Here is a 26627-nt window from a genome sequence, read left to right as displayed (position 1 = left end):
AAGATGACTATATCGTCATAGAAAATATCCGATTTTCAGGTTTGTTTCTTTTTAACCTTAAATCGAAAGCCATACAGATATTTCGTACAAATGGTTTTCCAGCTTCCGTTACCTTCAATCCATATTCACTCATCTTCACAAGTTGGTCATTTTGCATTTCAGCTAAATCTTCTAAAACTTGTGGTCGCTGTGCAAAATCCATGTCACCTTGCCAATTCGTCTCAAAGTGGCACATGAGATTTAAAATGTGTTTTCTGATTTTCAAATCTTCTTCTGTTAAAAGATGACCTTTAAAAACTGGAATTTCGTTTTGTTCTAATCGAGCATAATAATTTTCAAGCGTCTTTTCATTTTGGGCAAAACCTTGCCAACAATCGCCAATAGCTGACATCCCTAAGCCAATCATCACTTCTGTTTTTGAAACGGTATATCCCATAAAATTACGATGTAACTGTTGGGCTTGAAATACCTGATACATATCATCATGCTCAAGCGCAAAATGATCCATTCCTATTTCATGATATCCAGCAGACAATAATTTTTGTTTTCCTTGCTCATAACACTGTCTTTTCTCTTCATCGCGCGGAACATCATGGTCTTTAAAACCGCGTTGCCCATTGCCTTTGATCCATGGTACATGCGCATAACTGTAAAAGGCTAAACGATCTGGCTTAATTTGAATGGTTTGATCAATTGTGTTTAAAACATCATCTAAATATTGAAAGGGCAGCCCGTAGACCAAATCATGCGAAATAGAGGTATAACCAATTTCACGCGCCCATTCTGTAACCTGCTTTACGTGTTCAAAAGGTTGAATTCGGTGGATCGCTTTCTGCACGGTTTCATTATAATCCTGCACACCAAAGCTAACGCGTCTAAAACCCAATTCAAACAGCGTCTTTAAATGTTCGTAGGAAGTATTATTAGGATGTCCTTCAAAACTAAATTGATGATCTTCAGCTACTGCTGATAACGCTAAAAGCCCATCAATCAACTGTTTAAGATGCTGAGGAGAAAAAAATGTAGGTGTCCCTCCGCCTAGATGTATCTCTTTAATCAAAGGACGCTCTACAAATAACTCACAATACAATTTCCATTCTTTTAACAAAGCCAAAATATAGGGCTGTTCCATTTCATGTTTTTTAGTGATTTTTTTATGACATCCACAAAAAGTACATAAGGACTCGCAAAAAGGTAAGTGAATGTAAAGGCTAATACCATGCTGGCTATTCGAATTATCAAAACGTATTTTGAGTTTTTGCTGCCATAGTACTTGATCAAAGGTCGACTGCTCCCAATACGGAACTGTGGGATAGCTCGTATATCGAGGACCTGGAACATTATATTTTTGCACCAGTGAAACAACGTTTTCGAACATATCCCCACCTTTAAAATCACCACATATTAAAAGCTTAACTGCTTTCAGTCATCCTATTTTGAGGAGCTTATTCTTTTAATTCAACCTAGTATCTTGGTCAGGATTCATAAGTAAATTCAAATCACAAAGTACGTTTACCCTGACTAAACTTAAATCTCGATCTGCTATATCGATAAAATCACCTTAATCTTTCATACAATTTATGTTTTGATGTAGCTAGTTTTTCATTGCCCAAGAGGCTTGGTATGTCACACCCGACTTCTGCAGATATTCAACGTGTTCGTGAATTTTTACTCGACTTACAAACTCGAATTTGTGCTGCGCTTGAACAACAAGAACAACAAGGTGGCGGTAATGCCCAATTTGAGATCGATGATTGGGAACGTCCCGAAGGTGGTGGTGGCAGATCACGCGTATTGCAAGATGGTACAGTGATCGAAAAAGGTGGTGTGATGTTCTCGCACATCAATATCTCAAAGTTACCAGCATCTGCTACCGAACGGCACCCACATATAGCTGGTGCACAAGCACAAGCCATGGGGGTTTCTTTAGTGATCCATCCTAGAAATCCAAATGTGCCGACCTCACATGCCAACGTAAGACTATTTGTCGCAGAAAAAGAAGGACAAGATCCTATTTGGTGGTTTGGCGGCGGTTTTGATTTAACGCCATTTTATCCGAATGATGAAGATGTTAAATCATGGCATCAAACTGCGCACGATCTTTGTGCACCTTTTGGCGATCATGTCTACCAAGATCATAAAAAATGGTGTGATGATTATTTTTATTTGAAGCATCGTGATGAACAACGTGGTGTCGGTGGGTTATTTTTTGATGACTTAAATCAGTGGGATTTCGAAACTTGTTTTAAATACATGCAAGCTGTAGGCAATGGATATCTCAATGCGATTCTACCAATCTTCCAACGTAATCAAGATAAACCCTATAGTGAAGCTCAACGCGATTTCCAATTGTATCGTCGTGGGCGCTATGTGGAATATAACTTAGTTTACGATCGAGGGACGTTATTTGGATTACAAACTGGCGGTCGAATTGAGTCTATTTTAGTAAGTCTTCCTCCATTAACGGGTTGGAAATACAGACCTGAATGGGATGAAGGCTCTGCTGAAAAAAAATTAACCGACTACTATTTAAAACCGAGAGATTGGCTCGCTGAACTGCATTAAATGTAAATCACTCGCCCTGTTAAAACAGGGCTTTTTTGTTGAGCAATATATTCATCCCATTGTCTAACGAAATTGAATAATTCCATTACATTCTCTTAGAAAAAAGGCACAATAGATAAAATTGATTAAATTTTGTCACACTTCTGACACAGCTCTTAAGTTTAATTTAAGCAAAGTACTGTACAATCAATTTTTACTTGTATTACTCATGGAAGTTTTTACTTCTGCATAAGGAATCGATATGCAACACAACTCTATTCGCGCACGTGTTGTCGTATTTTGGACACTGGTTATTGCTCTTTTGAGTGCAATCAGTACCACTATATTTTCAGAAACACTACTCAATGATAGCTTTGGTTTTAGCTTGATGGTGTTTGCAGCTGTTGGTCTACTGCTCAACATTGCGCATATTTTACTTCATACCCTATTTGAAATTTGTAACCCAAGTCATTAATACACTTCATTGAATATGTTCATATTGGGAACTTTCTGCATTTGACGTATATTGTTTGCCACTTCTTCATCAGGAATTAGAGCAATGCGCAAACAATTTGCCGTAATTGGAAATCCCATTGAACAATCTCGATCTCCAGAGCTTCATCATGCGTTCGCACAAAAGACTGGGGTGATCCTTGAATATAACAAACGCCTTGCTCCTCTCGATGGTTTTACACAGAGTATCAATGATTTTTTTAAGGCTGGTGGTATTGGTCTGAATGTCACGGTGCCGTTTAAAGAACAAGCTTTTGCACAATGTGATGTACTCACTGAACGTGCCAAAATTGCAAAAGCAGTAAATACACTATGGATGAAAGATGGTGTATTGCATGGCGACAATACCGATGGCCAAGGACTTGTTGCAGCCATTCAACATTTAAATTGGCCTCTTGAGCAAGCAAGCGTGCTTATTTTAGGCGCAGGTGGTGCAACACGTGGCGTGATTTATCCACTGCATAAAGCTGGTGTAAATAAAATCATGATTGCTAATCGAACGGTTGCTCGCGCAGAGCAATTGATTCAGGACTTACAACCTGCTGTCCCAGATCTAGAGCTAAACGCTTGTGGTCTTGATCACATAGCAGGTGAATTTGATATTGTTATTAATGCTACCTCGGCAAGCTTATCTGGCGATGCAATCACTCTACCTCAACAGTTAAAATTCAAATATGCCTATGAAATGGCCTATGGCAAACCTTCCACTTTCCTTGATCAAGCGAAACAGCGTGGAATTCCGACTGCAGAAGGATCTGGAATGCTCGTTGGACAAGCGATTGAATCTTTCGCGATTTGGAATGGTGTGCGTCCAGAATTAAAAGATTTTATTTAGTTTTTGCACACGTTTAGTGCCTTGTGAACAGTGCAATTTTTTAAATTGCACTTTTTTCTCTATATAATATCGATTAAATCTCTTCGAATTGATTTTAGTGACATATTTTTAGTGCATATTCAAATTGAATAAATTCAAATTAAACATATGATCATCCACTCAACAAAACCAACCTAAGCTTATGTATTAATAATATTATTTTTTCTAATAAACTCCTACTACAACAAATGAATTCAGTTTATATTCATTCAAGAGCCTAAACACTAATTCGCAATTCTGACATTTATTTCCGTGACTTACATCAATGTTTTTTTAGTGTTGTAGGTCAATAATCGGATCATCTAACAAGTATTTTCTCTATTCAAATTAGGAAAAGTTCAATGCCTGCATATAAAGCGCCCGTACGTGATATTCGTTTCTTAATGAACGAAGTTTTTGATTATCCTGCGCACTATAAAACTCTAAGCAACGGCGAAGCTGCTGACTCTGATACTGTCGATATGATTATCGAAGGTGCTGCAGATTTCTGTGAAAATGTATTATCTCCACTTAATCAGTCTGGAGATGAAGAAGGCTGTCATTTTAAAAATGGCGAAGTCAAAACGCCTAAAGGTTTCAAAGAAGCTTACGAGCAGTTTGTACAAGGTGGCTGGCAAGGTCTTTCGTATCCTGAAGAGTTTGGTGGTCAAGCACTGCCTATGTCGCTGAACCTGATCAAATCAGAAATGATGGGTACAGCAAACTGGTCTTTCACGATGTATCCGGGCTTAAGTATGGGTTGTATGAATACCATCATGCAATTTGGTACTGAAGAACAGAAAAACACCTACATGCCTCACCTCACTGCTGGTACATGGTCAGGCACAATGTGTTTAACTGAACCACAATGTGGTACAGACTTGGGTCAAGTTAAAACTAAAGCTGAGCCTAAAGGTGACGGTACTTATGCTATCACAGGTACTAAAATCTTTATTTCTGCGGGTGAACACGATTTAACTGAAAATATCATTCATATTGTGTTGGCACGTCTTCCAGACTCTCCAGCTGGTACGCGTGGTATTTCATTATTCATCGTTCCAAAATTCATCCCAACTGCTGATGGTGGTGTAGGCGAACGCAATCCTGTGACTTGCGGTTCTATTGAACACAAAATGGGGATCAGAGCATCTGCTACTGCCGTACTGAACTTTGATGCTGCAACGGGTTATCTGATTGGTGAAGTCAACAAAGGCTTACACGCAATGTTTACCTTCATGAATACGGCGCGTATCGGAACTGCTGTTCAAGGTTTAGCACATGCAGAACTTGCATTCCAAGGTGCATTACCTTATGCAAAAGAACGTATGTCAATGCGCGCACTCTCAGGTAAAAAAGAGCCTGAAAAAGTAGCTGACTCAATTATCCATCATGCTGATGTTCGCCGTATGCTTTTGACTCAAAAAGCCATTGCTGAAGGTGGCCGTGCAATGATCTATCATGCTGCACAGCTAGCTGACAAGATGACTGATGCTTTAGCTCAAGGTGATCAAGCGAAGTTTGATGATTACGATGATAAACTAGGTTTCTACACACCAATTTTGAAAGGCTTCTTAACTGAGTTAGGCTTAGAAGCAGCAAACCACGGTATGCAAGTCTTTGGTGGCCATGGCTATATCAAAGAACATGGTATGGAGCAGATCGTTCGTGACGCACGTATTTCAACGCTTTACGAAGGTACAACTGGTGTTCAAGCACTAGACTTAATCGGTCGTAAAGTACTGTTATCTTCTAAAGGTAAAGTCGTTCGTGACTATACAGCTGAAATCTTAAAATTCTGTGGCCAGCACGCACGCAATAAATACATGCGCCGTTTTGCTTGGGACTTAACTAAGATTTGTGCACAATGGAATGCATTAACTGTACGTATTATGCTTGCTGCACGCAAAGATCGCGACATCGTTTCAAGTGCTTCTGTGGATTACTTAATGTTCTCTGGTTATGCAATGATGGCATATTACTGGGCTCAACAAGCGGCAGTGGCATCAGCGAAGTTAGCATCAGGTGATGGTCAAGAAACTCCTGAGTTTTATAAAGCGAAAATCAAAGTTGCAGATTTCTACTTTGAGCGTTTACTTCCACGTGCCCAAGGTCATGCTGAATCTATGGTTAACCCTTCGAAAACTTTAATGTCTTTAGAAGCTGAACACTTCAGTTTTGATTACTAAGATTTCATAGAGAAAAAGACCGCCAAGGCGGTCTTTTTTTATTAATTCAATAAACCATTGTACTTTAAGAATACGAAATTACATTTAGAGCAAGAATACAACAGTGGTATCTTGATCAAGCGATATAAATATTCCAAATGAGCTTTTATCAATATACAAAAAGGAAAATAATATGCATAAGACATTGATCTCCTTCTCTTTACTCAGTGCAGTCTTTCTCGCTACAAATAGCTTCGCTGAATCGGATATTAAACATCACCAACAAACCACGACGTATTCAACAAAGCATTTGAATTACTCGACGAGTGGATCTGCTGAGGTCATTATTCATCGCCCTGTGAGTGAAGTCTTCAATATTTTAACCAATGTGAATCTTTGGCCAAAAATTAATGTGGGTGCAACTCAAGCCATTGAGTCTAAGAATATTCGTGTTCAAAAAGGTACGACTTTCAAAGAATTTATTAGCAGCCCAATTCCAGGCATAAAAGATTGGAATAATGAATGGCATGTGATTGAGTTTGAGAAAGATAAGAAGTTTGTTATCGCAACCATAGAGCAATTTGCTCAAGTCCCAATCCATTCAAAAATTACCTATGAATTTGACCGTATCAATGCTAATAGCACAGAATTTGAACGAACTATTGAAGTAACTTTAGACGATCAATTTATTCAAGGCGCGACAAAACAAGAAGTTGAAGCCCTGTATCGTTTTATTGGTTCTCAGTGGGAAATGGCCAATCATTTAAAAAAATATGTTGAAGATCAAAGCTCAAATTAAGGGATTAAAAACACCTGATTGACCAACCAATCAGGTGTTGTAAATTAATGCATATATTTTAATGCTCACGGTACTCTTTAATCTCTATTGGCTTATCTTTCACGAGTTCAACTGTTCCCTCATTCAAACCATTGAAATTTTTAAAATGAATTGAAACTCCATCTTCATTTGCAAGTTTTACACCACTTGCTGCAACCGTGCTCTTCAAGTGATAAACCGCATCCGAGTTATCCCTGAGTTCAGCCGTTTGAAAATTGTCGTTTGTTTTTAGCTCTAATGTTAAATCCATTGGTCCAGTAAAATGGATCACCTGTTCACCTTCAGCACGAGCAACTTGATCAACAGGCGCAGAAGCTTCAGCATTTAAATACGCTGGTCTCTCTTGTTCTGACATTTGCTCACTATTTTTGTTTTTATCAGCACAACCAACGAATGCCAATCCCAAGATTGAAGCCACTAGAACTAATTTCATTTTTATTACCTATCTTGATGAGAACCATTAAAAAACTCATCATTATTGTCACAGCAAAGGAGCGAAATAAGTATGGATTTAACAGTTTCGCTGTTAAAAATTACATTGGAGTTTAACTATAGAACTTACAGAAACTCCTCAAGCAATGAGTTCAAATATAAATGTCCTTGAGCAGTGCATGACAAACGGTTTGGATCATCTACCATTAATTTTCTGTCAATCAATGACTGAATTTGAACTTGGATTGATTTCAAAGATAAACCTGTACGAGCTTCATAATATGAGGTTGGTACACCTTGATTAAGTCGCAGTGCATTCATCATAAATTCGAATGGCATTTCATCAGCTTCAATTTTCTTAAACTGCAAATGCTCTGCAGGGACTTTCGCTAGATAATCTTTCGGTAATCGTGTTTTTTGGTAACGATATACACCATCACTTAGCGTCACTTTAGCATGCGCACCAGCACCAATCGCTAAGTAATCGCCAAATTGCCAATAATTTAAATTATGTGCTGAGGGTTTTTCTTTACGCCAAGCCGATACTTCGTAGTTAGTAAAATCATTTTCGATTAAATAGGCCTCACCCTGTACCTGAATTTCTTCTAATACATCATCGACAGGCAATATAGGTTGAGTTCGAAAAAATACGGTATTGGGCTCAATAGTTAACTGATACCACGAGATATGTGTAGCACCGTGCTCCACGGCAAGTTTTAGGTCAAGTAATGCTTGTTCAAGCGTTTGTTCAGGTAAGCCGTGCATTAAATCGACATTAATTCGCTTAAAGCCTGCATATTTCGCCAAACCAATTGCTGAAATTGCATCTTGGTTGGAATGAATACGCCCCAGTTTTTGAAGATGATTCGAGTTAAAACTTTGGACACCTAAAGACAACCGATTGATCCCCGCCTTTAAATAATCTGCAAATGGATCATGTTCTACCGTTCCCGGGTTGGCTTCTAAGGTAATTTCACAATCATCCTCAAACGGAATCAAAGCGCTTAGCTGAGCAAATAGCCATTGATACCCTTGAGCAGAAATGAGAGAAGGAGTACCTCCACCTATGAACACGCTATGAATTTGACGACCCTGAGCAAAATTTATCTGTGTTTTGAAATCCTCAACCAATGCTTGTAGATATTCTTTCTCCAACGCCATGGACAATGCCCCATTGGGTACTGCATGCGAATTAAAGTCGCAATATGGACATTTACGCACACACCACGGCATATGAATATAAAGTGACAATGGAATATCTTGTGGATTCAAAGTAGCCAAACGTACAGCTCAAAACTTAAAAAAATTATTTTAACATGACTACACCATAACGCTCAGAACTGATTCAGTTTTTTACTTTACACTCAATATAAAACAAGGACGTGGGTGCATTTATGTTTAAAGTCGCGAGCCAATTTTTATTCTTTATCCCTTTAGCGCTGGGGATCGGAATCGCAATGACCTTCCAAACTGCGATTAACACACAATTACGTGAATATTTATATTCTCCATTACAAGCTGCACTTTTATCATTTTTGATTGGTACAATAGTTCTCGCAATACTGGTTTTTTTTCAACAGACTGAAAAACCACAATTGAGCGAAATTGTACAAATTCCTTGGCATCTTTGGCTTGGCGGTTTTTTAGGTGTTTATGCCATCAGTATTAGTATTTATTCCGCACCTAAATTAGGTTTCTTAACCTTATCGGCATTAATTATATTTGGACAGATTGTTATGTCCATGATAGTCGACCATTTTGGAATTTTAGGTACAGAAAAAATTGCCATTAATTGGCAGCGCATTTTGGGTGGCGTGGTGATTTTTATAGGTGTGCTTCTCACTTTACAACGCTAAACCTTCATTCTAAGCACATAAAAACGATGAGTAATTTTTGTGTCTAATGTGACTGCAACTTCCAACATCAGTTATGAATTAAAAAAACTATTTCATCTCATGATCCCAATCTTGATTACGCAATTTTCGCAAGCAGGATTAGGACTGATTGATACTATTATGGCAGGACATTTATCTGCATTAGACTTAGCGGCAATTGCTGTCGGGGTAGGTCTTTGGATTCCTGTCATGTTGCTATTTAGCGGTATTATGATTGCAACAACGCCGTTGGTTGCTGAAGCAAACGGTGCGAGGACTCCAGAGAAAATTGCCACTATTACACGACAAGCATTATGGGTTGCTTTAGTTCTCGGGATTATTGCTGGTCTAGTCTTACAGATTCTCCCCTATACGCTTCCTCTTCTTGGCGTTCCAGAGTCACTTCACCCTAAAGCTGGCCTATTCTTACATGCGATTGGATTCGGTATGCCAGCAGTCACCATGTTTGCTGCACTACGAGGATACTCTGAGGCGATTGGTAATCCACGCCCAGTGACTGTGATCAGTTTAATGGCCTTAGTCGTACTTATTCCGCTTAATTTTGTGTTTATGTATGGTTTAGGTCCAATTCCTGCATTAGGAAGTGCTGGATGTGGATTTGCAACGGCAATTCTACAGTGGCTGATGCTGATCACGTTGGCATTGTATATCTTGAATAATCAGGCATATCAAAAAACCCAACCCTTTAGTCATTTTGAAAAAATTGATCGCTACTGGTTAAAACGCATCCTTGCTTTAGGTTTCCCAATTGGTTTGGCTATCTTCTTTGAGGTCAGTATTTTCAGTACCGCTGCAATTGTATTGAGTCCATTGGGTGAAATTACGGTTGCAGCGCATCAAATTGCCATCTCCATTACGTCACAATTATTTATGATCCCGATGTCTCTGGCGATCGCACTTACCATCCGAGTGGGAACATATTATGGCGAAAAGGATTACCGATCTATGCGTAAAGTCCAATGGTTGGGTTTAGCAACAGGCACTGTACTCGCATTGATGACCATGATTTTATTGTGGGTCTTCCGCCATCAAATTGTCGCGTTGTACACCTCTGATGTATTGGTGACTCAAATTGCGGTTTACTTGGTGCTATTCGCTGTTGCTTACCAACTGATGGACGCTTGGCAAATCAGTGCTGCAGGATGTCTACGAGGCATGCAAGATACGAAGGGTCCTATGTGGATTACTATGCTTTCCTATTGGGTGATTGCATTCCCTGTAGGCGTATATCTCTCTAGATTTACCAACATTGGTCCTGCGGGTGTATGGATTGGATTGATCGTGGGGTTAAGTATTGCCTGTGTACTCTTACTCGGACGTTTATATACGAATAATCAGCGACTTGAGCGTAGTCAATCATCATGAACAATAAATCCCGGATGCTCGGGATTTATTTTTTTAGCCAATCATTTACTTACAACTCATTAACAATTTCAAATATGCATCTTTTGATTTGTCGCCTATGATCAAATCAGAAGATGAAAATAATGAATCGAGGTTCTCAACTCATGGCAAACAAAGCGAGCTCTCCCGGCCGTCGTTTCATGAAACTCGCAGGTATGACTGCAAGTATTGCTACTAAAACCGTGTCCAACTCTATCCGCACCTTTAATGCAGATGATGATAAAAAAAACGAAGCACGCAGTAAGCTATTTCAAGACATTGGTGTTCAAATTGCAGATACCCTTGGGGAAATGAAAGGTGCTGTAATGAAAGTTGGTCAAATTGCATCACAATACAAAGATATTTTCCCGCCTGAAGTCGCGAAGGCTATTGCTAAATTACAACGTCAAGCCCCTGCGATGCCCTTCCAACAAATCAAGCAACAAGTAGAAAAAGAACTTGGTAAGCCACTGTTAGATGTTTTTAAAACATTTGATGAACAACCTTTTGCAGCAGCTTCGATTGGGCAAGTTCATAAAGCCACCTTAAAAAATGGCCAAGAAGTCGTTGTAAAAGTACAGTACCCAGGCGTAGATGAAGCATGCGAAAGCGATCTAAAACAAGTTCGCTTGGCCTTACGTTTGATGGGTGTACTAAAAGTCGATAAAAAATTACAAGATCGATTATTTGCAGAAATTCAAGACAGCTTACACGAAGAGCTCAACTATGAAATTGAAGCGCAGAATTTAGAGGTATTTAGAACCTTCCATCAAGCATTGGATTCTAAAATTATTATCCCACAAGTGTTCAAAGATTATTCCAGCAGACGAGTTCTTACCTTGAGCTTGGAAGCAGGTGACAATATTGAAACCGCAAGCACTTGGCCGCTTGATACACGCAACGAAATTGGTCGTCGACTAATTCAAGCTCTTGGTCATCAGATTTTCTATCTAAAACGTTTTCATTGTGATCCGCATCCTGGCAATTTTGCTTTCCGCTCAGATGGTAGTGTCATCATCTATGATTTTGGTGGTGTTAAAACCTTATCTGCTGAACTGGTGGATCGATTTAAAAAATTAGTTCGCGCTGGTCGTGCTGAAAATATCCAAGAGATTGAACAACATCTATTCGCGTTGGATGCTCTTGCTGAAACAGGAAAATTCCCTGAGGAACTTTATAAACAATGGTTAGAAGTGTTGCTCAGACCCCTTACCACTCAATACAATTTTGCTGAAAACTCATCTCATCATGATGGCGTCATTTTAGTGAAAAAATCACTTAAGTATTGGGATACATTTAAGCCCTCTCCAGACACATTAATGGTCAATCGTACGATTTCTGGACACTATTGGAATCTGATTAACTTAAAGGTCGATGACAATCTCAATGATTTGTTTGAAACGCTCGTTCCGATTTGAAAAAACTAACAAGACCTTACAATCCTCATTATTGTTATGTTATATTATAACATTATATAAATAATTCGGAGTGTTTTCATGCGTCCCAATATTCATCCTGAATACCATGAAGTACTATTTCATGATACCAACGCAGATCAGTATTTCATCATCGGTAGTACGATTCAGTCAAAGCAAACAAAAGAATATCAAGGGAAAACTTACCCCTATGTCACGCTAGATATTTCAAGTGCTTCGCACCCTTTCTATACTGGTGAAGTCCGTCAAGCTAATAATGAAGGACGTGTGGCAAGTTTCAATAAGCGTTTCGGTCGCTTTAAACGTAAATAATAAAATTTTCGACTCTCACTATTTTAAAGCCTAAATTTACTCCTCCAATTTAGGCTTTTTTTTATTCTTATCGTTATTTATGGGTTAAATAAAATTGAGTAAAGAAAAAACTCAAAACCAATCCCAAGAGTCCAATCATGATACTACTCACAACATACATCAGTGCCAAATTGTATTGCCCAGATTTTATCAATTGAAAAGTTTCCAAGCCAAAACTTGAGAATGTGGTAAAACCACCTAATATGCCAACCATAAAAAATAGGCGAGCCTCATGTTGTAATACAGGATATTGTAAACTGAATGCAAAAAATCCCCCTGCTAGAACACAGCCCAAGATATTCACAATCCAAGTTGCCCATGGAAATTGATCTGCATTTTGCATGAACCACATACTGGTCATATATCGAAGTGTTGCACCAATCGCTCCACCACATGATACCCATAACCAACTCATATTATGTCCGTTCTCGTGTATTGATCATATTTTTACCTTAAAAAGTAACGAATTATTGTCTTGGATTCACGCGTTTTTTCGTTAAGATGTAGCAAATTTAAACGTGTAAGGACTCAATTATGGCTCAAGCATTATTGGAACAATTAAAAAATGGCGAAGCAAAATTTGCCGACGTAATTTCATTTATTGAAGCAGGTTATACACATACGCCAACCGCATTTAGTAATGGTCAACAATATAATGCCAGTAATGAAAATCAAGGGAGTGCTAAAGTTTTTTCCTTTGCCAAATTAAATGGTCTTTCTCAAGAACAAACATTACAGCTTTTTGCAGAACACTACGCTTCTGTTCTGGCGACACCTGAAGCATCAGATCATCAAAATATCCGTCAATTCATGATTCATGGATGGGATGGCATTAAATTTGAAGGAAATGCACTCACTGCGAAATAATCATAAATAAAGACTAGCGCTTGGCTAGTCTTTTTCAACAGTTTTATTTAGGTATTCAATTACACCTAATCCTGCTGCTCGACCTGTTGCAAAACATGCTGTAAGTAAATAACCACCTGTCGGGGCATCCCAATCCAACATCTCTCCACAGCAGAAAACAATTGGATTACTTTTCAACTGTAACTGTTTAGTCAAGGCAATTTCCCGTACACCACCTGCGCAGCTAATGGCTTCTTCAATGGGTCTAAAACCATCTAGTTTGATAGATAAATGTTTAATATGCTGAGCCATTTTCTCTGCAATCGCCCAATCATACTTTGGGGTCAATTCACGTAATAAATTTGACTTTGCAGTGTCTAATCCCAATTTTCGCCAAATATTATTCATGCTTTGTTTCTTAGCATTCTTAAGTTTAGAGATGATTTCATGCTCAGATAATTCTGGCAGTAAATCTAAATTTAAAACCATGGAATCTTGATATTGCAATTGTGTTCGAAGTGCCCGACCATGCTTATAGACCAACCCACTCTCCAAACCATAATGGGTGATCACGATATCCCCCTTAGCTTTGGGCTGATGATCCACCCAAGCTTCAACTCGTTTGAGTGGCGAGCCAAATATAGGTTCCATATACGAAGACCAAGCTCTGACTACACCAGCATTACTCGGGGAAAACGCTTTTAACTCTTCTTTAGCCAACCATGACTGCCAAGCCCCATCACTACCCAACTGCGCCCATGACACAGCGCCACACGCCAATACAATCGCATCAAATTGTTCAGTTCGTATTGAATTGGATTGAGTATCAAAAACTGTCAGTTCATTTTGATTAAGCGCGGTAATTTGATGCCGATAATGAAAATTGACCTTGGTATCTACTAAACTTTTTAACCAAGCACGCAGTAATGGAGCTGCTTTCATTTCATTGGGAAATATACGACCAGAGCTTCCAACATAGGATTCAATCCCAAGGTTTTTCATCCAATTTCGAATCCAACGCGCATCCCATTTTTTTACCCAAGGTGCAAGCCATTCGGCATGATCATAACGACCAATAAATTGATCGATAGGTTCGGCATGAGAAATATTTAAACCTGTTTTACCTGCCATCAAAAATTTACGTGCAGCTGAAGGCTTTTGTTCAAAAATATGAACTTCAAATGCAGGATGAGCAGATAAAACTTCAGCAGCCATTAAACCTGCTGGACCTGCGCCTACGATTGCGATTCGCTTTGAATATTCCAAATTCATAGATTATTCGTTTGTTGATTTTCAGAAGAGATCGGCATTTGCCCTTGCAGAGGCATAAAGTGATCGAAGCGAGTTTGGTACGCTTCAGGTTTTTGAATAATCAACTGCTGGCATAATTCACCACGCTCTAGATACTTTACTTCAAAATGCGTTCTTGCCGAAGTTGAAGGGATTCTTTCTTTAACATAAGAAAGGTTCCAAACATTAAGCAGTTGTTGCTCTGCCTCGTCAATATATTCAGGAATATTGCTGGCTAAAGTGATCGTACCATTCGGTTGCAATCGAGACAGTAAAAATTCAAAAAAAGGCATATTCAACCAACGTTGCGCTTGATTATGAGGTTCAGGATTCGGATATAAAATAAAAAAATCTTCAACTTGCTGTGGAAATAGCGCATGTACGATCCAAGGGATTGCATCTGCATGTACAGGTCGCAAATTGGTTTGTCCCTCTAGTTGATGCTGTTTTTGCATCGCTAGAAATTTTTCTCTAGTTCGTTCAATCGCGATTAGTTGTCTTTGCGGATTTTGTTGCGTAAACAATAAAGCATGTTTACCTTTACCCGCCCCAATCTCAACACATAGTGGTTCAGCTAGAATCGGTTGAAAGTCGCGTGGCGCATGCATACGCTGTGCTTGAAATTGACGAATCGGCATAATCAGATCAAACTTATGAAAACGCGACAAGTCTAGCAACTCTAGATGCTTTTGCCTATTTTAGCTGTTTTATTTTACTAGGATTCATTTATGCCAAAAACATTTCCGTGCCCACGCTGTGGACAGCCTAGTCAATGGACTGGTAATGAATTTCGTCCATTTTGTTCTGAACGATGCAAACTTATCGATTTAGGGGCTTGGGCAAATGATGAATATCGCCTTCCGACACAGGATTCTCCTCAAGCTGATCAAGGGGAATATCATGAATAATGCCAACTTTGCTCAATATTAAAAGAATAATTCAATTATATTTACACAAACAAAAAAATTAGCTTTTTTAAGAAAACTCAATAAATGTGATTTTATTTAAGTTTATGTTGTGATATTGTGATGATAATCACATTAAAACAACAATTCTACTTTCATAAATACATGAGACTTTATAAATTCACATTCACACTCAGTATAATTTTATCTTGCCTAGGCCTCCTTTTTGCAGGTCTAGGCATTTATCAACATGATTTCGTCTTGATTTTAATCTCTGCACTATTTGTGTTAGCCGCTGCCCTTCTCTTTTGGGAATTGAATGACATCAATCGAGATCACTTTTTTCGTTTTTAATTAACCAGCTTTACCTGCCACAAACGGGTTAAACTTTTTCTCATAGCCAATGGTACTGATTGGACCATGCCCTGAAATAAACTGTGTTTCATCTGGCAAACTAAAACATTCTCTCTCAATCGAATTCAGCAACTGTTGATGATTTCCCTTGGGAAAATCTGTTCGACCAATTGAACCCTTGAAAAGAACATCGCCAGTCCATAACAAGCCATAGTTAGCATTATAGAACATGACGTGGCCAGGCGTATGACCAGGAGCGAATCGAACCTCAAAGGACTCATCCCCTAGTTTTAAAGTTTCACCACCTTCAAGCCACTGATCAACCACAACAGGTTCAGGTATCGGAAACCCATATCGTGCTGAAACTTCCTGAATCATATCTAACCAAAATGCATCTTCTTTATGAGGACCAATTACTGGAATACCCCACTCTCTCGCCAATGCTCCGACCGCACCAGCATGATCAAGATGACCATGAGTTAACCATAGCTCCTTCACTGTTAAGTCTAACTCTTGCACAACTTGCATAATTTTTTCAGGCTCACCACCTGCATCAATTAACACAGCTTCTTTGGTCTCTTGATCCCAAACCAATGAACAATTTTGCTGAAATGCTGTCACAGGAATAATTTTAACTTGAAGCATAGGAACCTTTAAATTTACGCAGAATGTTGGAGGGTAATCTTGAGTGCATCCAGTTGAGCTTCTACTAAATCGACCAACAAATCAATATGTGCTGCATCAGTGTTTAACGCTGGAATATAGGCATAGTCTTTCCCGCCCGCTGTTTTAAAGGTTTCGGCATTTTCCACAGCCAACTCTTCTAAAGTCTCTAAGCAATCTGCTGAAAAAGCAGGGCTGAGAACATGGACAGATTGAACTCCTTGTTGTCCCCACTCAGTCAGCAACGCATCTGTATATGGCTTGACCCACTCTTGTTTACCGAATCGTGATTGGAAGCTGATAGCCCATTCATCGTCACGTAATCCCAGAGCCTCTGCGACTTTTTTCGCTGTAACCCTACAACGGTCGGCATATGGATCACCTTTATCTGCATAAGGCTGAGGAATCCCATGGAAAGACATTAATAATTTTTCCGCTTTACCGTGTTGCGCCTGAAAAACCTGAACACTCTTTGCCAAAGCCTGAATAAATTTTGGATGTTGATAATAATCGCGTATTAAACTTAAGCCAGGTAAATTTCTCTGCGTTAAAACCCATTTCGCCAATGCATCATACAAAGGTGCTGTAGATGTCGCTGAATATTGAGGAAAAAGTGGAAATAAAATGACGTGATCTTGCGGTGTCTGAGTAAGTTTTTTTAGAACCTCATGAATACTAGGATGACCATAAGTCATCGCAGGAACGACCTGAACATCAAAATCTGGATAATCTTGAATAACTTTTTGACGGATTAAATCTGTTTGCTTCAACAGAATTTCACGCATAGGGGAATCTCCATTCCACACCTGCGCATATGCTTCAGAAACATGCTTTGGTCGAAATGGTAAAACAAAACAATGTAAGATAATTTTCCACAAAAACGATGGAATCTCAATCACACGCTGATCAGATAAAAACTGTTTTAGAAAAGTTCGTACCGCAGGCACTGTAGGGGCATCTGGTGTTCCCAAGTTGGCAATAATTACGGTGATTTTCGGCTTTAACTCAGACATCTGATCCACATCAATTCACTGTTTAATTAAGAAATACTTTATCAGAGTCTAAGTAAATTCGGCGTGATTTTATGATTGCTTTTTAAAATGTGAATGAAAGAGAAAAACTATCATATGAACTTGATCTATTTATTCATGCATTTCCATAACATCCGCTGACGATCATCTCGTCCTACAGGAACGATCCATTCATTATTACGCATTTGTTGCTTGATGGTATGCAATGCACGTACATTAATCTGTGCTCTAGATACCATATGTGCCTTAGGAAGTTGCAATTGAGCATCGACCAGCCCCGTATCAGTCAAATACTGATTCAACACTTTAGAATAAAAATCTTCTGGTGTTGCTTGGGAAAATTGAGACTCAAGAACAGCATAAATTTCATGCCATCGCATGGAACGTATACAAATAATTTCTTTAAAATGACTATCAACATAGGCATGCATACGATAATCAAAACTGAATTGATCATCCCACTCTATTCTAGGCAAAGATAGAAAAGGATCGATTTCAGATTTGGCTTGTTCCATTTTTGCTTGTGCCAACTGAGCTCTTAATCGATCAATCTCATCTTGTTTTGCTTGAATGCTTTGTGGTCTTACCCAACCCAAAACTGGGTAACGCTCAAGCATTTGAGGCATATGAGACCTGAGTGCAAGCTCTAATTCACGAGCACTTTTAAAAAATACGACCTGATCAACTTCTTGAATGATCTGTTGCCGGAAATTTTGAAAGCGCTGTTGAAGATCCGCTTCACGCTCTCGTAAATGCTCCTCACGCGATTCTGGCTGTTCATGCATAAATACAATAATGGGCTTTTGCTTAGTCACTGCATAGATATATTCCAAGTGCATGTAACTAATACCAGAGACAGATTGCTCGCCATACTGGCTTCCTAAAAGCAGAAGTACATAATCACAATCATCAATTTGACGGCGTGCAAAAGCGGTTGTTACAGGTGTTCTTTGTTCTAAACCCCATGAAAAAAAACCCATACCGATCAGCGTTTGAGACACAACCATACGCTCTGGCTGCATCTCTTTACCAGAAGTTGTAATAAACACTTGGTAACGCTTATCTAGCATGCCTTAATCCAATCCTGCATCTAGGTAAAAATGCCTTACTCATAAGGCTTAAAATATATAGCTTGATATTGATCATTCTTCTTCGAATGTATCAGTTAAATTTTCAATTGACCATAGTATTTCATGCCCGATCATATTTTGAAGTACAGGCTGAAGTTCAAGCGCATTTCCGCCACTGACGACACAACGCAACTGCACTGATTTGTCATATGGTTGAGTTGCATTGAATTTATTTTTGATAAGGACTCTTGCTGTTTGGCGTGCAACAGCAAATCCAGAATCAACCAAAGTCAGTCGCTCTGCATAAAGATGCTCAATTGCAGATTTTAAAAATGGATAATGCGTACAACCCAACACCAAATAATCGGCTTGATCTTGCATGACGGGATCAAGTATCCGTTGTAATGTTGCAATACAGGCTTGCGAATTTTGTTGCCCTGCTTCCACGAAAGGAACCAAATCCAAACTGGTGACTTGATGAACTTTAACACCTAAAGGATCTGCAAAATTCTGCATTACATCCTTGATTAACTGGCCTCTAAAAGTCGCTGGAGTCGCCAATACAGCCACCACTTTAGACTGTGTCTGTAACACTGCAGGTTTTAACGCAGGAACCAACCCAATGATCGGAAATCGCTCACCATAATGTGTCCTTAAGTAATCCAGACTAAAAGCTGATGCCGTATTACACGCAACAACCGCAACTTTACATCCTTGACGATACAACCACTCAATTGCATGTGCTGTGAGCTGACGAATATCTTGATCTTCGCGCGGACCATAAGGGACATGAGCTGTATCTGCATAGTAAAGGATATGCTCATTGGGTAAATATTTTGCTATTTCCAATGCAACTGATAAACCACCAATACCCGAGTCGAAAATCCCAATAGGGGCATGTTCAAGTGCATGAGGCATAGGCTCATTAGAGCTCGGTTGGGGTAAAATTGCAGACATCTCAACGACTACTTTTATAATGCTTAAATGAATGGGCTAAGCTTAAACCTCAAGTCCCTAATTGCAATAGCAGATTACCACTTTTTAAATTCAAAACTGATTCACCTTGCTCATTTTCGCTCAACTCCCCCATTTCAACTAAATGAAAAAAAGTTGATCGTTGTATCAATGCGTTGATGCCGAAACGCACATGCACATAAGGACGCATCTCTCCTTGAAAATCACGCATAAAGATTGGATGATCTTGATCCACAATAATGAGATCTTGAGTGGTCGTTGTTAGCTGTAGATAAGAAAGCCCTTGAATCTCGACTTGATCTACCTGATTGACCAATAAAGGTTCATCTTCGACTTCAATTTCGATTTGCTCAACGGGTGTTTTTAAGTAAAATTTGTTGTCTTCTTTCCACAGTACTGTCGAGAATAGGTCAATGAGGCTTTGTCTTTTAATCAATTGACCTTCGTGCCACCATTCACCATTCGCTTTTACTTTCAAATCCATTGAGCCACAATGCTTTGGGTTCCATTGTTCAAGAGGTGGGATTGACCTTTTGTGACTTGACTGTGCATCTTTTAGATATTGTACGATATTGATTAAGTTTTTATCATCAGGTACAAGTGAATCAGGCTGTGCTGTTATAGAATCATTTTGTTTTACCATGGTTTATGCCCTGCTGACGGAAAATAAAGCGACTCAGCCAATTGGCTTGATCAAGGTTTGAACCTATACTAGCGCAAAATATATAAAAGGTACGAGAGCAAAATTGTACCTGCAACTAAGAACACTCATGGCAGCACCGTCGGAATTATCGGTTGCCACCCTTTACTTTATGAGGAGTCCTTTATGGAACACATCGAACGTGAATCGATGGAGTTTGACGTTGTAATCGTTGGAGCGGGCCCTGCGGGTCTTTCAGCTGCGATCAAAATCCGTCAACTTGCAATTGAAAACAACCTCAACGATTTATCTGTATGTGTCGTTGAAAAAGGCTCTGAAGTAGGTGCGCATATTCTTTCTGGTGCTGTGCTTGAACCACGCGCTATTAATGAATTGTTCCCAAATTGGAAAGAAGAAGGTGCGCCTTTAAACGTACCTGTTACAGAAGATGAAACATACTTCCTTCTTTCAGATCAAAAATCTCAAAAAATGCCTCATGCTTTTGTGCCTAAAACAATGCACAACGACGGCAACTATGTCATCTCTCTGGGTAACGTTGTACGCTGGTTAGGACAAAAAGCTGAAGAGCTTGAAGTATCCATTTTCCCGGGCTTCGCAGCAGCGGAAATTCTGTATCATGCTGATGGTACTGTAAAAGGTATCCAAACAGGTGATATGGGTATTGGTAAAGATGGTGAGCCAACACATAACTTTACCCCAGGCTATGAGCTCCATGCGAAATACACGTTATTCGCTGAAGGCTGCCGTGGTCATTTAGGTAAACGCCTAATCGCTCAATTCGGCTTAGATAAAGACGCTGATCCTCAACATTACGGTATCGGTATTAAAGAACTTTGGGAAATCGATCCAGCGAAGCACAAACCAGGTAAAGTCATGCATGGTGCGGGTTGGCCTTTAACTGAAACTGGTTCATCTGGTGGTTGGTGGTTATATCACGCTGAAAATAACCAAGTATCATTGGGTATGATTGTCGACTTATCTTACCAAAACCCTCATATGTATCCATTCATGGAAATGCAACGTTGGAAAACACATCCATTAATTAAAGATGTATTGGAAGGCGGTAAACGTATTTCTTACGGTGCACGTGCAGTGGTTAAAGGTGGTTTTAACTCTCTTCCTAAATTCACCTTCCCAGGTGGAAGCTTAATTGGTGATGATGCTGGCTTCTTGAACTTTGCAAAAATTAAAGGTTCACACACTGCTATGAAATCAGGCATGTTATGTGGTGAAGCTGTATTTGAAGCAATTAAAGCTGGTGTAGAAAAAGGCGGCGACCTTGCAATTGCTCGTGTGACAGAAGGCGAAGATTTCTTTGCTAAAGAGTTAACGTCATATACAGAGAAATTTAACAACAGTTGGTTAAAAGAAGAGTTATATAATGCTCGTAACTTTGGCCCTGCAATGCATAAGTTTGGTACATTCTTCGGTGGTGCATTCAACTTTATCGATCAAAATGTATTTAAAGTTCCGTTCACTTTACGTGATTTGACACCTGACTACAGTGCTTTAAAAACTGTTGATGTTGTGAACTTCAAACCAAATTATCCAAAACCAGATGGTAAGCTTACATTTGACCGTTTATCTTCAGTGTTTGTTTCAAATACAGTACACGAAGAAAACCAGCCAGCACATTTAAAATTAACTGATCCATCAATTCCAGTAAACGTTAACCTTCCTCAATGGGATGAGCCTGCTCAGCGCTACTGCCCTGCTGGTGTATACGAAATCATGGAAAATGATGATGGTTCTAAGCGTTTCCAAATTAATGCTGCGAACTGTGTTCACTGTAAGACTTGTGATATTAAAGATCCATCACAAAACATTACTTGGGTTGTACCTGAGGGTGCGGGTGGTCCGAACTATCCGAATATGTAATCTCGTTTGAGATCAAAAAACCCGCGTAAGCGGGTTTTTTATTAAACTTCGATAAATACGAAAGTTTCCCCTTGAGCGATATAGTTTTATTCTTCACCATCAAAATACCAATATACTTGACCCCAATCTTGTTCTAAAAACGTTGGTAAAATCTCACCTTTATTAAATTGAAGACGTTGATTTGGATGAGCAGGTGTCGTCCAATAACCTGTTTGTGGACATTTATCCCCACCTTTGATTTTAATTTTTTCTACCGAATCTTGTGCTTATACTTTTTCTGATTGTGCTTTAGAAAAATCAACTAAATCTTTCGGATAAAATTGATGCTCTCGATAAGTTGTATCATCAATATCTAACAACCATGTAACAGCTGCCGCTTCCCATGACCAATAACCAAAATAACTGATACCTGATCTAATATCAGGTTGTGGATGTTGATCATGATAAGGTTCACGACGACTGGCTTCATACCAATCTTCTAAGTATTGCAACATCATCGCTGGACGTTTTTCAGGTGCAGCATCAAAAACTTTAATGAGCTTGCGATAAGGCAAATGTCGACGTGCATCATTCGGTGGTATGCCTCGATCTGTTACAAATGGAGCAACCAATCGCTCGATTAAGCCATCTTTTTCTTGTCCTTCAGGTGTTGCTTCTGTGTAGTCGATAATCGTCATAATTCGACTCATTTGATCTGCATACCCTGTCAGTAAACCAAAGCATATCAATCGTAAAGCAATATACCAATAATCTTCAGTTCCCAAGGAAATATGCCAGACATAACGTCCACCTGCATCAGGGCTTAAATTATAAAGATGACTCGTTTCAGCATATTCTTCTGCCCAATGAAGAAGATATGGATAAAGTTCTTTTATATAATTTAAATCTCCACCTGCTGAATATTGTAAAGATATCAAGTTCAGAGCATCTTTTAATCTTTGATGACCAGATGCTATATATCCACCAAATTTAGAATCATTTTTATAATCGCTAAATCCATCAACAACTGTATATATACCATTAACAAACGTATCAAATCTCTTGTGATACATTTCTTGCTCAAGCAGCTTATCTCTAAATAAACTTGTATCTTTTACTTCTAAACTCAACCATTTTTGCCAATCTATTTCTTGATCATCTACTTGTGTTGACATTCTTTAATCTCTCCAACATCTCTTTTGGTAAAACAAATTCTAATTTAATACCGTGTGCAGTTACTGTCCGTGTACACTTAGGTTTATTTAAGCCTTTACATTTTATGATGATCGAATTTATCACTAGTAATAGTAACCAAACTTTGATCATATGGGCATCGAATTGCGAAGGTTTTACCTAGTTTTCTTTCTATGGATGGTTTGAATTTAACTCGTCGCCAATCTTCTATTTGTAAAATCAATTTTTCTTCATGTAACTCAATAATTTTGAGCTTTTTATCTTATTAGCAATCCATAAATGTGACATTTGCACCCCATCACTCACCGTTGTACCGACTGAACGCTTAACCTTATCATCTTGGTCTGATGCCATATAAACATCTAACCCTTTCTTAATACCATCATGGCTGCTTTAGGTATCATCAGTGTTCGCTGGCTCAGTGCATTTTGTCAGCTTATCTATATTTGATGCGATGTATCTTGGTTTCTACCAAACTGCGACGATGATAAACCAACCATTATTTTCATAGGTTTCTGCCTAAACCTAAACAGTGAATTATTCGAAGTAACTCATTACGTTCTAGGAACTCAGTTTTATCTTTCCAAGGTTTGCATTTTTTCTTAGCGGAACTACTGCAGTAATTTTGTGCACCATTGAGTCTGAAGATCGAAACAAATCGAAATATTTCCACGATTAATTAAAACTTTTTATTGTAATTAGGCCAGTTGGATGTCGAATAGATTTTAGGTGTGGGCTTACTCGTCTCACAATTATATTGCTAAATTAAACCTAACAAACAACTTTGTGAAACAAAGCCGACCAAATATCCTATCTCATATATTGCCAAACATCAGGGTCTACATAGCTGCCATCAATATGATAGCCTTCCAGTTTAATTTTTTGTTCCTTAAATTTACGATCTTTTTCATTTTCCCTCCTTTCATCTAGAAAGGCTTGTTTTAACTGTTCTGCTGTCATTTCATCTGAGTTAGAAATAGCATTAAAACCAGTATATCTAAAATGCTCAAAACTGTATCTCAGCATATACTGTTCTTTTTTATCATCTTTATATGTTTTAGAAAGAGATATCCCCAAATTAATATTACTATTATATAAATTAAAATACATATGGCCATTAGTCAGATCCATCATTTCTTGCCACTCTTTAAAACTTAAAATATAGCTAGGGTCAATAACCTCTCCCATGTTTTGACTCATATATTTTAAATTATCTTTTTTATCTATACGTTCCGAATAAGGTAAAAAATACTGCTTCCAGTTTTTCTCACTCATTTGCTTCATAAGTTTTACATAAGCCTGATATGCATCTTCTCTAGTCGTATATTCATTAGCATGTAAACTAGCGGTTACATCCATAATCAAAACACCATCATTGCCCATTCGTGCAATTTGCGTCCCCATTACACTAATAACATTATCAATTTCAAAGTTACTTTGTTCAGTTACAATTTTAACCTGTCCCAGTTTGGGCGGTCTCCAATCTAGTGACAAAAAATTCATCCCCGCAGGTTGGCGGTCTATTGGCGCATTACTATATTGAATAAAATCTTTTAATCCTTGCTGTCCAAAATGTAAAATAGCACTTTGTGGTGGCATGATTTCATTTCCTTTACTTTTCGTATTTGGAGTACAAGCCAATAATAGGCAACATATCGAAAATCCAAAAATTAAACTCAGATAATTTTTCATATTGAAACTTTTGTTAAAAAAATCGTTATTTTTTCCCTTCATTACTACTTGGATGTATTCCAAAGAGAAAGTTTGCTTTGCTCTGACTCCACCCCGTTATTGTTTTTAATTCCTGATGTAAAAAGGCACGCCCTTTATCATCCAACATTAAACGGTGATATTTTTCAGCGGCTTTTTTAATCCAAATCATACGACTATCGTAATTCTCCGCCTTTGTATCACTAAAAGGTGAAATATAAACTTCTTCAGGCAGTTCGCTAGCTCGCTTAGCCTTATCACTACTAGAGAACCAGCCCTCTTTAACTTCATCCACATCATAATCACTTGATAAAACTAAGGTTGCATCTGGCATAGCCCAGCCCATATACCAGCTTCTTTGTTTCTCTGCTCCCCATTGCGCAGAAGCCTTATTCCAAACAACCGTTTGCAAGATATTAAATTGCTCTTGAACTGCAATAAACATTAAGTGATCAAATAAATATTTCTTAGCTGCATTGTATTTTCCCTTTTCTGTTCTTTCTCCCAAAAAGATTTTTTCTATTTGAGGTAACAAAGCAAAAGCATCTTTGATTTGTTCTGTACTTCCTAAGTATTTAATCTCTGGCAAACAACTTGACCATGGTAGATTCATGACTTCTTTTTTTATATGAGTAAATTTTGAAATATTTCTTTGGGTTCTACAACTATCAAATGTTTTTGATGAAGCACTCCAAGCATAATGCCAAGGGGCAATATCCATAAATAGCCACAAATTCCCTAATGCAAAAAGATCGATTGGTTCTTTTATAGTATTTACAATAATAGGAGCAGAATAACCAGTCTGACTTCCCCAATGATCAAAAACATTAGCAACTGTTTTAGATGCAAATGCACCCAAACCCATCCAGTAATAACGACCTTTTAAATTTACATTACCATTTATCTCTTTTTCTAAGAAAATTTTAGCGTATGCTGCCGCTATTCTTCTTGCTCGTGCTTCATAACCTTCTTCAAGTCTATATAAGTTTTGTTTAGCATCTTTTAAATTTGAAAGACGCTGCATCGCTACTTGCTGATATACTTCCCAAAAAGTCAAACAATCACACTGTGCTATTTTGCAACTATTTTCAGTCGTATTGGTATTACTTTTCCAGTCTAGATCACCTCCCATTATTCCACATCTCCTTCGCTCTCAACTACCTCTAAAGTCATCCAGTTTAAACTCAATGTTAAACCTTCTTCGCCTTTGGTATTAATACGTTTAGATTTACCTTTATTATCCGCTTGTGCAATAAATTCTTGATCACTCGTAGAAACCTTATAGTCAATAAACTTCATAGGCTCACCCGACGGCAAAAGGATTTGGAATTTTTCATTATATATTTCATATGCAGGTAGTCCTTGCATATTAAATCCAACGTCTGCTCCCCCCACAAACAAATGCTGCCCTGCCTTAACCTCAAACTTACTTGCAGTCGTAGGAAATACCCCTGAAGCATTTATTTTTAGCTGTGAACCGCCTGCGGTCAGTACGATTTCTTTCGCACTCGTGATGTCGACATTTGCCTCCGTGGAAATAATCTGCACACCCTTTCTAGCAATCAGATCAGCACCATCCCCTTGAGCTTGAATCTCGATCTTGCCTTTGCCTGCATAGAGTCGTGCCCCTTCTTGCGCTGCAAATAAACTGATCTTTTTGC

General features: G+C 38.6%; 26 protein-coding genes and 2 pseudogenes. 12 read left to right on the top strand and 16 right to left on the bottom strand.

All coding sequences use genetic code 11. The annotated features are described in order from the left end of the window. Nucleotides 1–7 precede the first annotated feature (7 nt). Entirely contained in the window at nt 8–1378 is a 1371-nt protein-coding gene (hemN, locus tag FTV32_RS06515; RefSeq protein ID WP_035265024.1) for an oxygen-independent coproporphyrinogen III oxidase, read from the bottom strand. Nucleotides 1379–1623: 245 nt separating this feature from the next. Here hemN and hemF point away from each other — a divergent pair, with 245 nt between their 5' ends. The 5 genes from hemF (at nt 1624) to FTV32_RS06490 (ending at nt 6874) form a co-directional block, all read left to right on the top strand. Beyond that, nucleotides 1624–2565, top strand: coding sequence for an oxygen-dependent coproporphyrinogen oxidase (hemF, locus tag FTV32_RS06510; RefSeq protein WP_035265021.1), 942 nt, complete (start codon nt 1624–1626; stop codon nt 2563–2565). Nucleotides 2566–2806: 241 nt separating this feature from the next. After that, on the top strand, nt 2807–3019 hold the full coding sequence (locus FTV32_RS06505) for a hypothetical protein (RefSeq protein ID WP_035265018.1): 213 nt from the start codon (nt 2807–2809) through the stop codon (nt 3017–3019). A gap of 84 nt (nt 3020–3103) precedes the next feature. Continuing rightward, nucleotides 3104–3892 (top strand): shikimate dehydrogenase, encoded by a 789-nt coding sequence (aroE, locus tag FTV32_RS06500; protein ID WP_180028247.1) that lies wholly within the window; start codon nt 3104–3106, stop codon nt 3890–3892. Between the two features lie 380 nt (nt 3893–4272). After that, nucleotides 4273–6096, top strand: a complete 1824-nt coding sequence (locus FTV32_RS06495; RefSeq protein WP_035265010.1) for an acyl-CoA dehydrogenase C-terminal domain-containing protein — start codon at nt 4273–4275, stop codon at nt 6094–6096. A gap of 172 nt (nt 6097–6268) precedes the next feature. Continuing rightward, nucleotides 6269–6874 (top strand): SRPBCC family protein, encoded by a 606-nt coding sequence (locus tag FTV32_RS06490; protein ID WP_035265008.1) that lies wholly within the window; start codon nt 6269–6271, stop codon nt 6872–6874. A 58-nt stretch (nt 6875–6932) separates the two neighbouring features. Here FTV32_RS06490 and FTV32_RS06485 read toward each other — a convergent pair whose 3' ends face one another. After that, nucleotides 6933–7346 carry a hypothetical protein gene (locus FTV32_RS06485; RefSeq protein WP_035265004.1) on the bottom strand — a complete coding sequence of 138 codons (414 nt, stop codon included), beginning with the start codon at nt 7344–7346 and terminating at the stop codon, nt 6933–6935. A 125-nt stretch (nt 7347–7471) separates the two neighbouring features. After that, the gene (gene hemW / locus FTV32_RS06480) at nt 7472–8626 is read right to left on the bottom strand and encodes a radical SAM family heme chaperone HemW (RefSeq protein ID WP_035265001.1); all 1155 of its coding nucleotides are present in this window, start codon (nt 8624–8626) and stop codon (nt 7472–7474) included. Between the two features lie 113 nt (nt 8627–8739). On the opposite strand from hemW, the gene FTV32_RS06475 reads away from it, so the two are divergent. The 4 genes from FTV32_RS06475 (at nt 8740) to FTV32_RS06460 (ending at nt 12371) form a co-directional block, all read left to right on the top strand. After that, on the top strand, nt 8740–9201 hold the full coding sequence (locus tag FTV32_RS06475; RefSeq protein ID WP_035264998.1) for a DMT family transporter: 462 nt from the start codon (nt 8740–8742) through the stop codon (nt 9199–9201). Between the two features lie 99 nt (nt 9202–9300). Next, entirely contained in the window at nt 9301–10605 is a 1305-nt protein-coding gene (locus FTV32_RS06470) for an MATE family efflux transporter (RefSeq protein WP_218947381.1), read from the top strand. A gap of 143 nt (nt 10606–10748) precedes the next feature. Then, complete coding sequence (locus FTV32_RS06465) at nt 10749–12041, top strand: AarF/ABC1/UbiB kinase family protein (RefSeq protein WP_035265232.1); 1293 nt, start codon at nt 10749–10751, stop codon at nt 12039–12041. 78 nt (nt 12042–12119) lie between these two features. Further along, nucleotides 12120–12371 (top strand): type B 50S ribosomal protein L31, encoded by a 252-nt coding sequence (locus FTV32_RS06460; protein WP_035264993.1) that lies wholly within the window; start codon nt 12120–12122, stop codon nt 12369–12371. A gap of 73 nt (nt 12372–12444) precedes the next feature. On the opposite strand, the gene crcB is transcribed toward FTV32_RS06460, so the two are convergent. Next, the gene (crcB, locus tag FTV32_RS06455; RefSeq protein ID WP_035264990.1) at nt 12445–12825 is read right to left on the bottom strand and encodes a fluoride efflux transporter CrcB; all 381 of its coding nucleotides are present in this window, start codon (nt 12823–12825) and stop codon (nt 12445–12447) included. Nucleotides 12826–12944: 119 nt separating this feature from the next. On the opposite strand from crcB, the gene FTV32_RS06450 reads away from it, so the two are divergent. Further along, nucleotides 12945–13277 (top strand): HopJ type III effector protein, encoded by a 333-nt coding sequence (locus FTV32_RS06450; protein ID WP_035264987.1) that lies wholly within the window; start codon nt 12945–12947, stop codon nt 13275–13277. Between the two features lie 24 nt (nt 13278–13301). Here FTV32_RS06450 and FTV32_RS06445 read toward each other — a convergent pair whose 3' ends face one another. Together FTV32_RS06445 and FTV32_RS06440 are read right to left on the bottom strand one after the other, a co-directional pair. Further along, a complete protein-coding gene (locus FTV32_RS06445) occupies nt 13302–14528 on the bottom strand; it encodes a TIGR03862 family flavoprotein (RefSeq protein WP_180028246.1) in 1227 nt (408 codons plus the stop codon). Further along, nucleotides 14525–15190 carry an SAM-dependent methyltransferase gene (locus FTV32_RS06440; protein ID WP_171076740.1) on the bottom strand — a complete coding sequence of 222 codons (666 nt, stop codon included), beginning with the start codon at nt 15188–15190 and terminating at the stop codon, nt 14525–14527. Before FTV32_RS06440 ends, FTV32_RS06445 begins: the two co-directional genes overlap by 4 nt. Before the next feature lie 84 nt (nt 15191–15274). On the opposite strand from FTV32_RS06440, the gene FTV32_RS06435 reads away from it, so the two are divergent. Next, nucleotides 15275–15454 carry a DNA gyrase inhibitor YacG gene (locus FTV32_RS06435; protein WP_035264978.1) on the top strand — a complete coding sequence of 60 codons (180 nt, stop codon included), beginning with the start codon at nt 15275–15277 and terminating at the stop codon, nt 15452–15454. Nucleotides 15455–15805: 351 nt separating this feature from the next. Here the strand turns inward: FTV32_RS06435 and FTV32_RS06430 are convergent, their stop codons facing one another. The 5 genes from FTV32_RS06430 to FTV32_RS06410 all read right to left on the bottom strand — a co-directional run bounded on the left by FTV32_RS06430 (nt 15806) and on the right by FTV32_RS06410 (nt 20187). Continuing rightward, a complete protein-coding gene (locus FTV32_RS06430; RefSeq protein ID WP_035264972.1) occupies nt 15806–16450 on the bottom strand; it encodes an MBL fold metallo-hydrolase in 645 nt (214 codons plus the stop codon). A 14-nt stretch (nt 16451–16464) separates the two neighbouring features. Beyond that, a complete protein-coding gene (gene hemH, locus FTV32_RS06425; RefSeq protein WP_035264970.1) occupies nt 16465–17481 on the bottom strand; it encodes a ferrochelatase in 1017 nt (338 codons plus the stop codon). A gap of 125 nt (nt 17482–17606) precedes the next feature. Further along, the gene (locus tag FTV32_RS06420; protein WP_092768143.1) at nt 17607–18569 is read right to left on the bottom strand and encodes a DUF4062 domain-containing protein; all 963 of its coding nucleotides are present in this window, start codon (nt 18567–18569) and stop codon (nt 17607–17609) included. Between the two features lie 72 nt (nt 18570–18641). Then, nucleotides 18642–19526: a glutamate racemase gene (gene murI, locus FTV32_RS06415; protein WP_035264968.1), complete on the bottom strand. Its 885-nt coding sequence runs from the start codon at nt 19524–19526 to the stop codon at nt 18642–18644. 49 nt (nt 19527–19575) lie between these two features. Further along, the gene (locus FTV32_RS06410) at nt 19576–20187 is read right to left on the bottom strand and encodes a DUF1285 domain-containing protein (protein WP_035264966.1); all 612 of its coding nucleotides are present in this window, start codon (nt 20185–20187) and stop codon (nt 19576–19578) included. 183 nt (nt 20188–20370) lie between these two features. Here FTV32_RS06410 and FTV32_RS06405 point away from each other — a divergent pair, with 183 nt between their 5' ends. Further along, complete coding sequence (locus FTV32_RS06405) at nt 20371–22083, top strand: electron transfer flavoprotein-ubiquinone oxidoreductase (RefSeq protein ID WP_035264963.1); 1713 nt, start codon at nt 20371–20373, stop codon at nt 22081–22083. 289 nt (nt 22084–22372) lie between these two features. Here FTV32_RS06405 and FTV32_RS06400 read toward each other — a convergent pair. From FTV32_RS06400 to FTV32_RS17445, 5 genes and pseudogenes are all read right to left on the bottom strand, one after another. Next, nucleotides 22373–23237 (bottom strand): annotated as a pseudogene (locus tag FTV32_RS06400) (PoNe immunity protein domain-containing protein); the annotation flags it as partial. Further along, nucleotides 23218–23684 (bottom strand): annotated as a pseudogene (locus FTV32_RS17450) (hypothetical protein); the annotation flags it as partial. The pseudogenes FTV32_RS06400 and FTV32_RS17450, both read right to left, overlap by 20 nt. Nucleotides 23685–24066: 382 nt before the next feature. Then, on the bottom strand, nt 24067–24855 hold the full coding sequence (locus tag FTV32_RS06395; RefSeq protein WP_227554596.1) for a hypothetical protein: 789 nt from the start codon (nt 24853–24855) through the stop codon (nt 24067–24069). 118 nt (nt 24856–24973) lie between these two features. Continuing rightward, entirely contained in the window at nt 24974–26098 is a 1125-nt protein-coding gene (locus tag FTV32_RS06390; RefSeq protein WP_035270925.1) for a DUF2515 family protein, read from the bottom strand. After that, nucleotides 26098–26627 (bottom strand): DUF2345 domain-containing protein (locus FTV32_RS17445; RefSeq protein ID WP_257227601.1); only part of this gene is annotated, 530 nt, incomplete at its 5' end. The genes FTV32_RS17445 and FTV32_RS06390, both read right to left, overlap by 1 nt.

Source organism: Acinetobacter sp. YH16032 (genome assembly GCF_013417345.1).
Classification (GTDB): domain Bacteria; phylum Pseudomonadota; class Gammaproteobacteria; order Pseudomonadales; family Moraxellaceae; genus Acinetobacter.
Note: the sequence above shows the minus strand (reverse complement) of the source record. Positions and strands in the feature narration are given on the sequence as shown.

Coding starts and splice junctions, on each gene's coding strand:
- FTV32_RS06405 (WP_035264963.1), top strand. CDS start 20,371: ATGGAACACATCGAACGTGAATCGATGGAGTTTGACGTTGTAATCGTT.
- FTV32_RS06490 (WP_035265008.1), top strand. CDS start 6,269: ATGCATAAGACATTGATCTCCTTCTCTTTACTCAGTGCAGTCTTTCTC.
- hemF (WP_035265021.1), top strand. CDS start 1,624: ATGTCACACCCGACTTCTGCAGATATTCAACGTGTTCGTGAATTTTTA.
- murI (WP_035264968.1), bottom strand. CDS start 19,526: ATGTCTGCAATTTTACCCCAACCGAGCTCTAATGAGCCTATGCCTCAT.
- hemN (WP_035265024.1), bottom strand. CDS start 1,378: ATGTTCGAAAACGTTGTTTCACTGGTGCAAAAATATAATGTTCCAGGT.
- aroE (WP_180028247.1), top strand. CDS start 3,104: ATGCGCAAACAATTTGCCGTAATTGGAAATCCCATTGAACAATCTCGA.
- hemH (WP_035264970.1), bottom strand. CDS start 17,481: ATGTCTGAGTTAAAGCCGAAAATCACCGTAATTATTGCCAACTTGGGA.
- FTV32_RS06410 (WP_035264966.1), bottom strand. CDS start 20,187: ATGGTAAAACAAAATGATTCTATAACAGCACAGCCTGATTCACTTGTA.
- FTV32_RS06430 (WP_035264972.1), bottom strand. CDS start 16,450: ATGCTTCAAGTTAAAATTATTCCTGTGACAGCATTTCAGCAAAATTGT.
- FTV32_RS06470 (WP_218947381.1), top strand. CDS start 9,301: ATGATCCCAATCTTGATTACGCAATTTTCGCAAGCAGGATTAGGACTG.
- FTV32_RS06475 (WP_035264998.1), top strand. CDS start 8,740: ATGTTTAAAGTCGCGAGCCAATTTTTATTCTTTATCCCTTTAGCGCTG.
- FTV32_RS06495 (WP_035265010.1), top strand. CDS start 4,273: ATGCCTGCATATAAAGCGCCCGTACGTGATATTCGTTTCTTAATGAAC.
- FTV32_RS06505 (WP_035265018.1), top strand. CDS start 2,807: ATGCAACACAACTCTATTCGCGCACGTGTTGTCGTATTTTGGACACTG.
- FTV32_RS06445 (WP_180028246.1), bottom strand. CDS start 14,528: ATGAATTTGGAATATTCAAAGCGAATCGCAATCGTAGGCGCAGGTCCA.
- FTV32_RS06420 (WP_092768143.1), bottom strand. CDS start 18,569: ATGCTAGATAAGCGTTACCAAGTGTTTATTACAACTTCTGGTAAAGAG.
- FTV32_RS06390 (WP_035270925.1), bottom strand. CDS start 26,098: ATGGGAGGTGATCTAGACTGGAAAAGTAATACCAATACGACTGAAAAT.
- FTV32_RS06485 (WP_035265004.1), bottom strand. CDS start 7,346: ATGAAATTAGTTCTAGTGGCTTCAATCTTGGGATTGGCATTCGTTGGT.
- FTV32_RS06395 (WP_227554596.1), bottom strand. CDS start 24,855: ATGCCACCACAAAGTGCTATTTTACATTTTGGACAGCAAGGATTAAAA.
- FTV32_RS06435 (WP_035264978.1), top strand. CDS start 15,275: ATGCCAAAAACATTTCCGTGCCCACGCTGTGGACAGCCTAGTCAATGG.
- FTV32_RS06465 (WP_035265232.1), top strand. CDS start 10,749: ATGGCAAACAAAGCGAGCTCTCCCGGCCGTCGTTTCATGAAACTCGCA.
- FTV32_RS06450 (WP_035264987.1), top strand. CDS start 12,945: ATGGCTCAAGCATTATTGGAACAATTAAAAAATGGCGAAGCAAAATTT.
- FTV32_RS06460 (WP_035264993.1), top strand. CDS start 12,120: ATGCGTCCCAATATTCATCCTGAATACCATGAAGTACTATTTCATGAT.
- crcB (WP_035264990.1), bottom strand. CDS start 12,825: ATGAGTTGGTTATGGGTATCATGTGGTGGAGCGATTGGTGCAACACTT.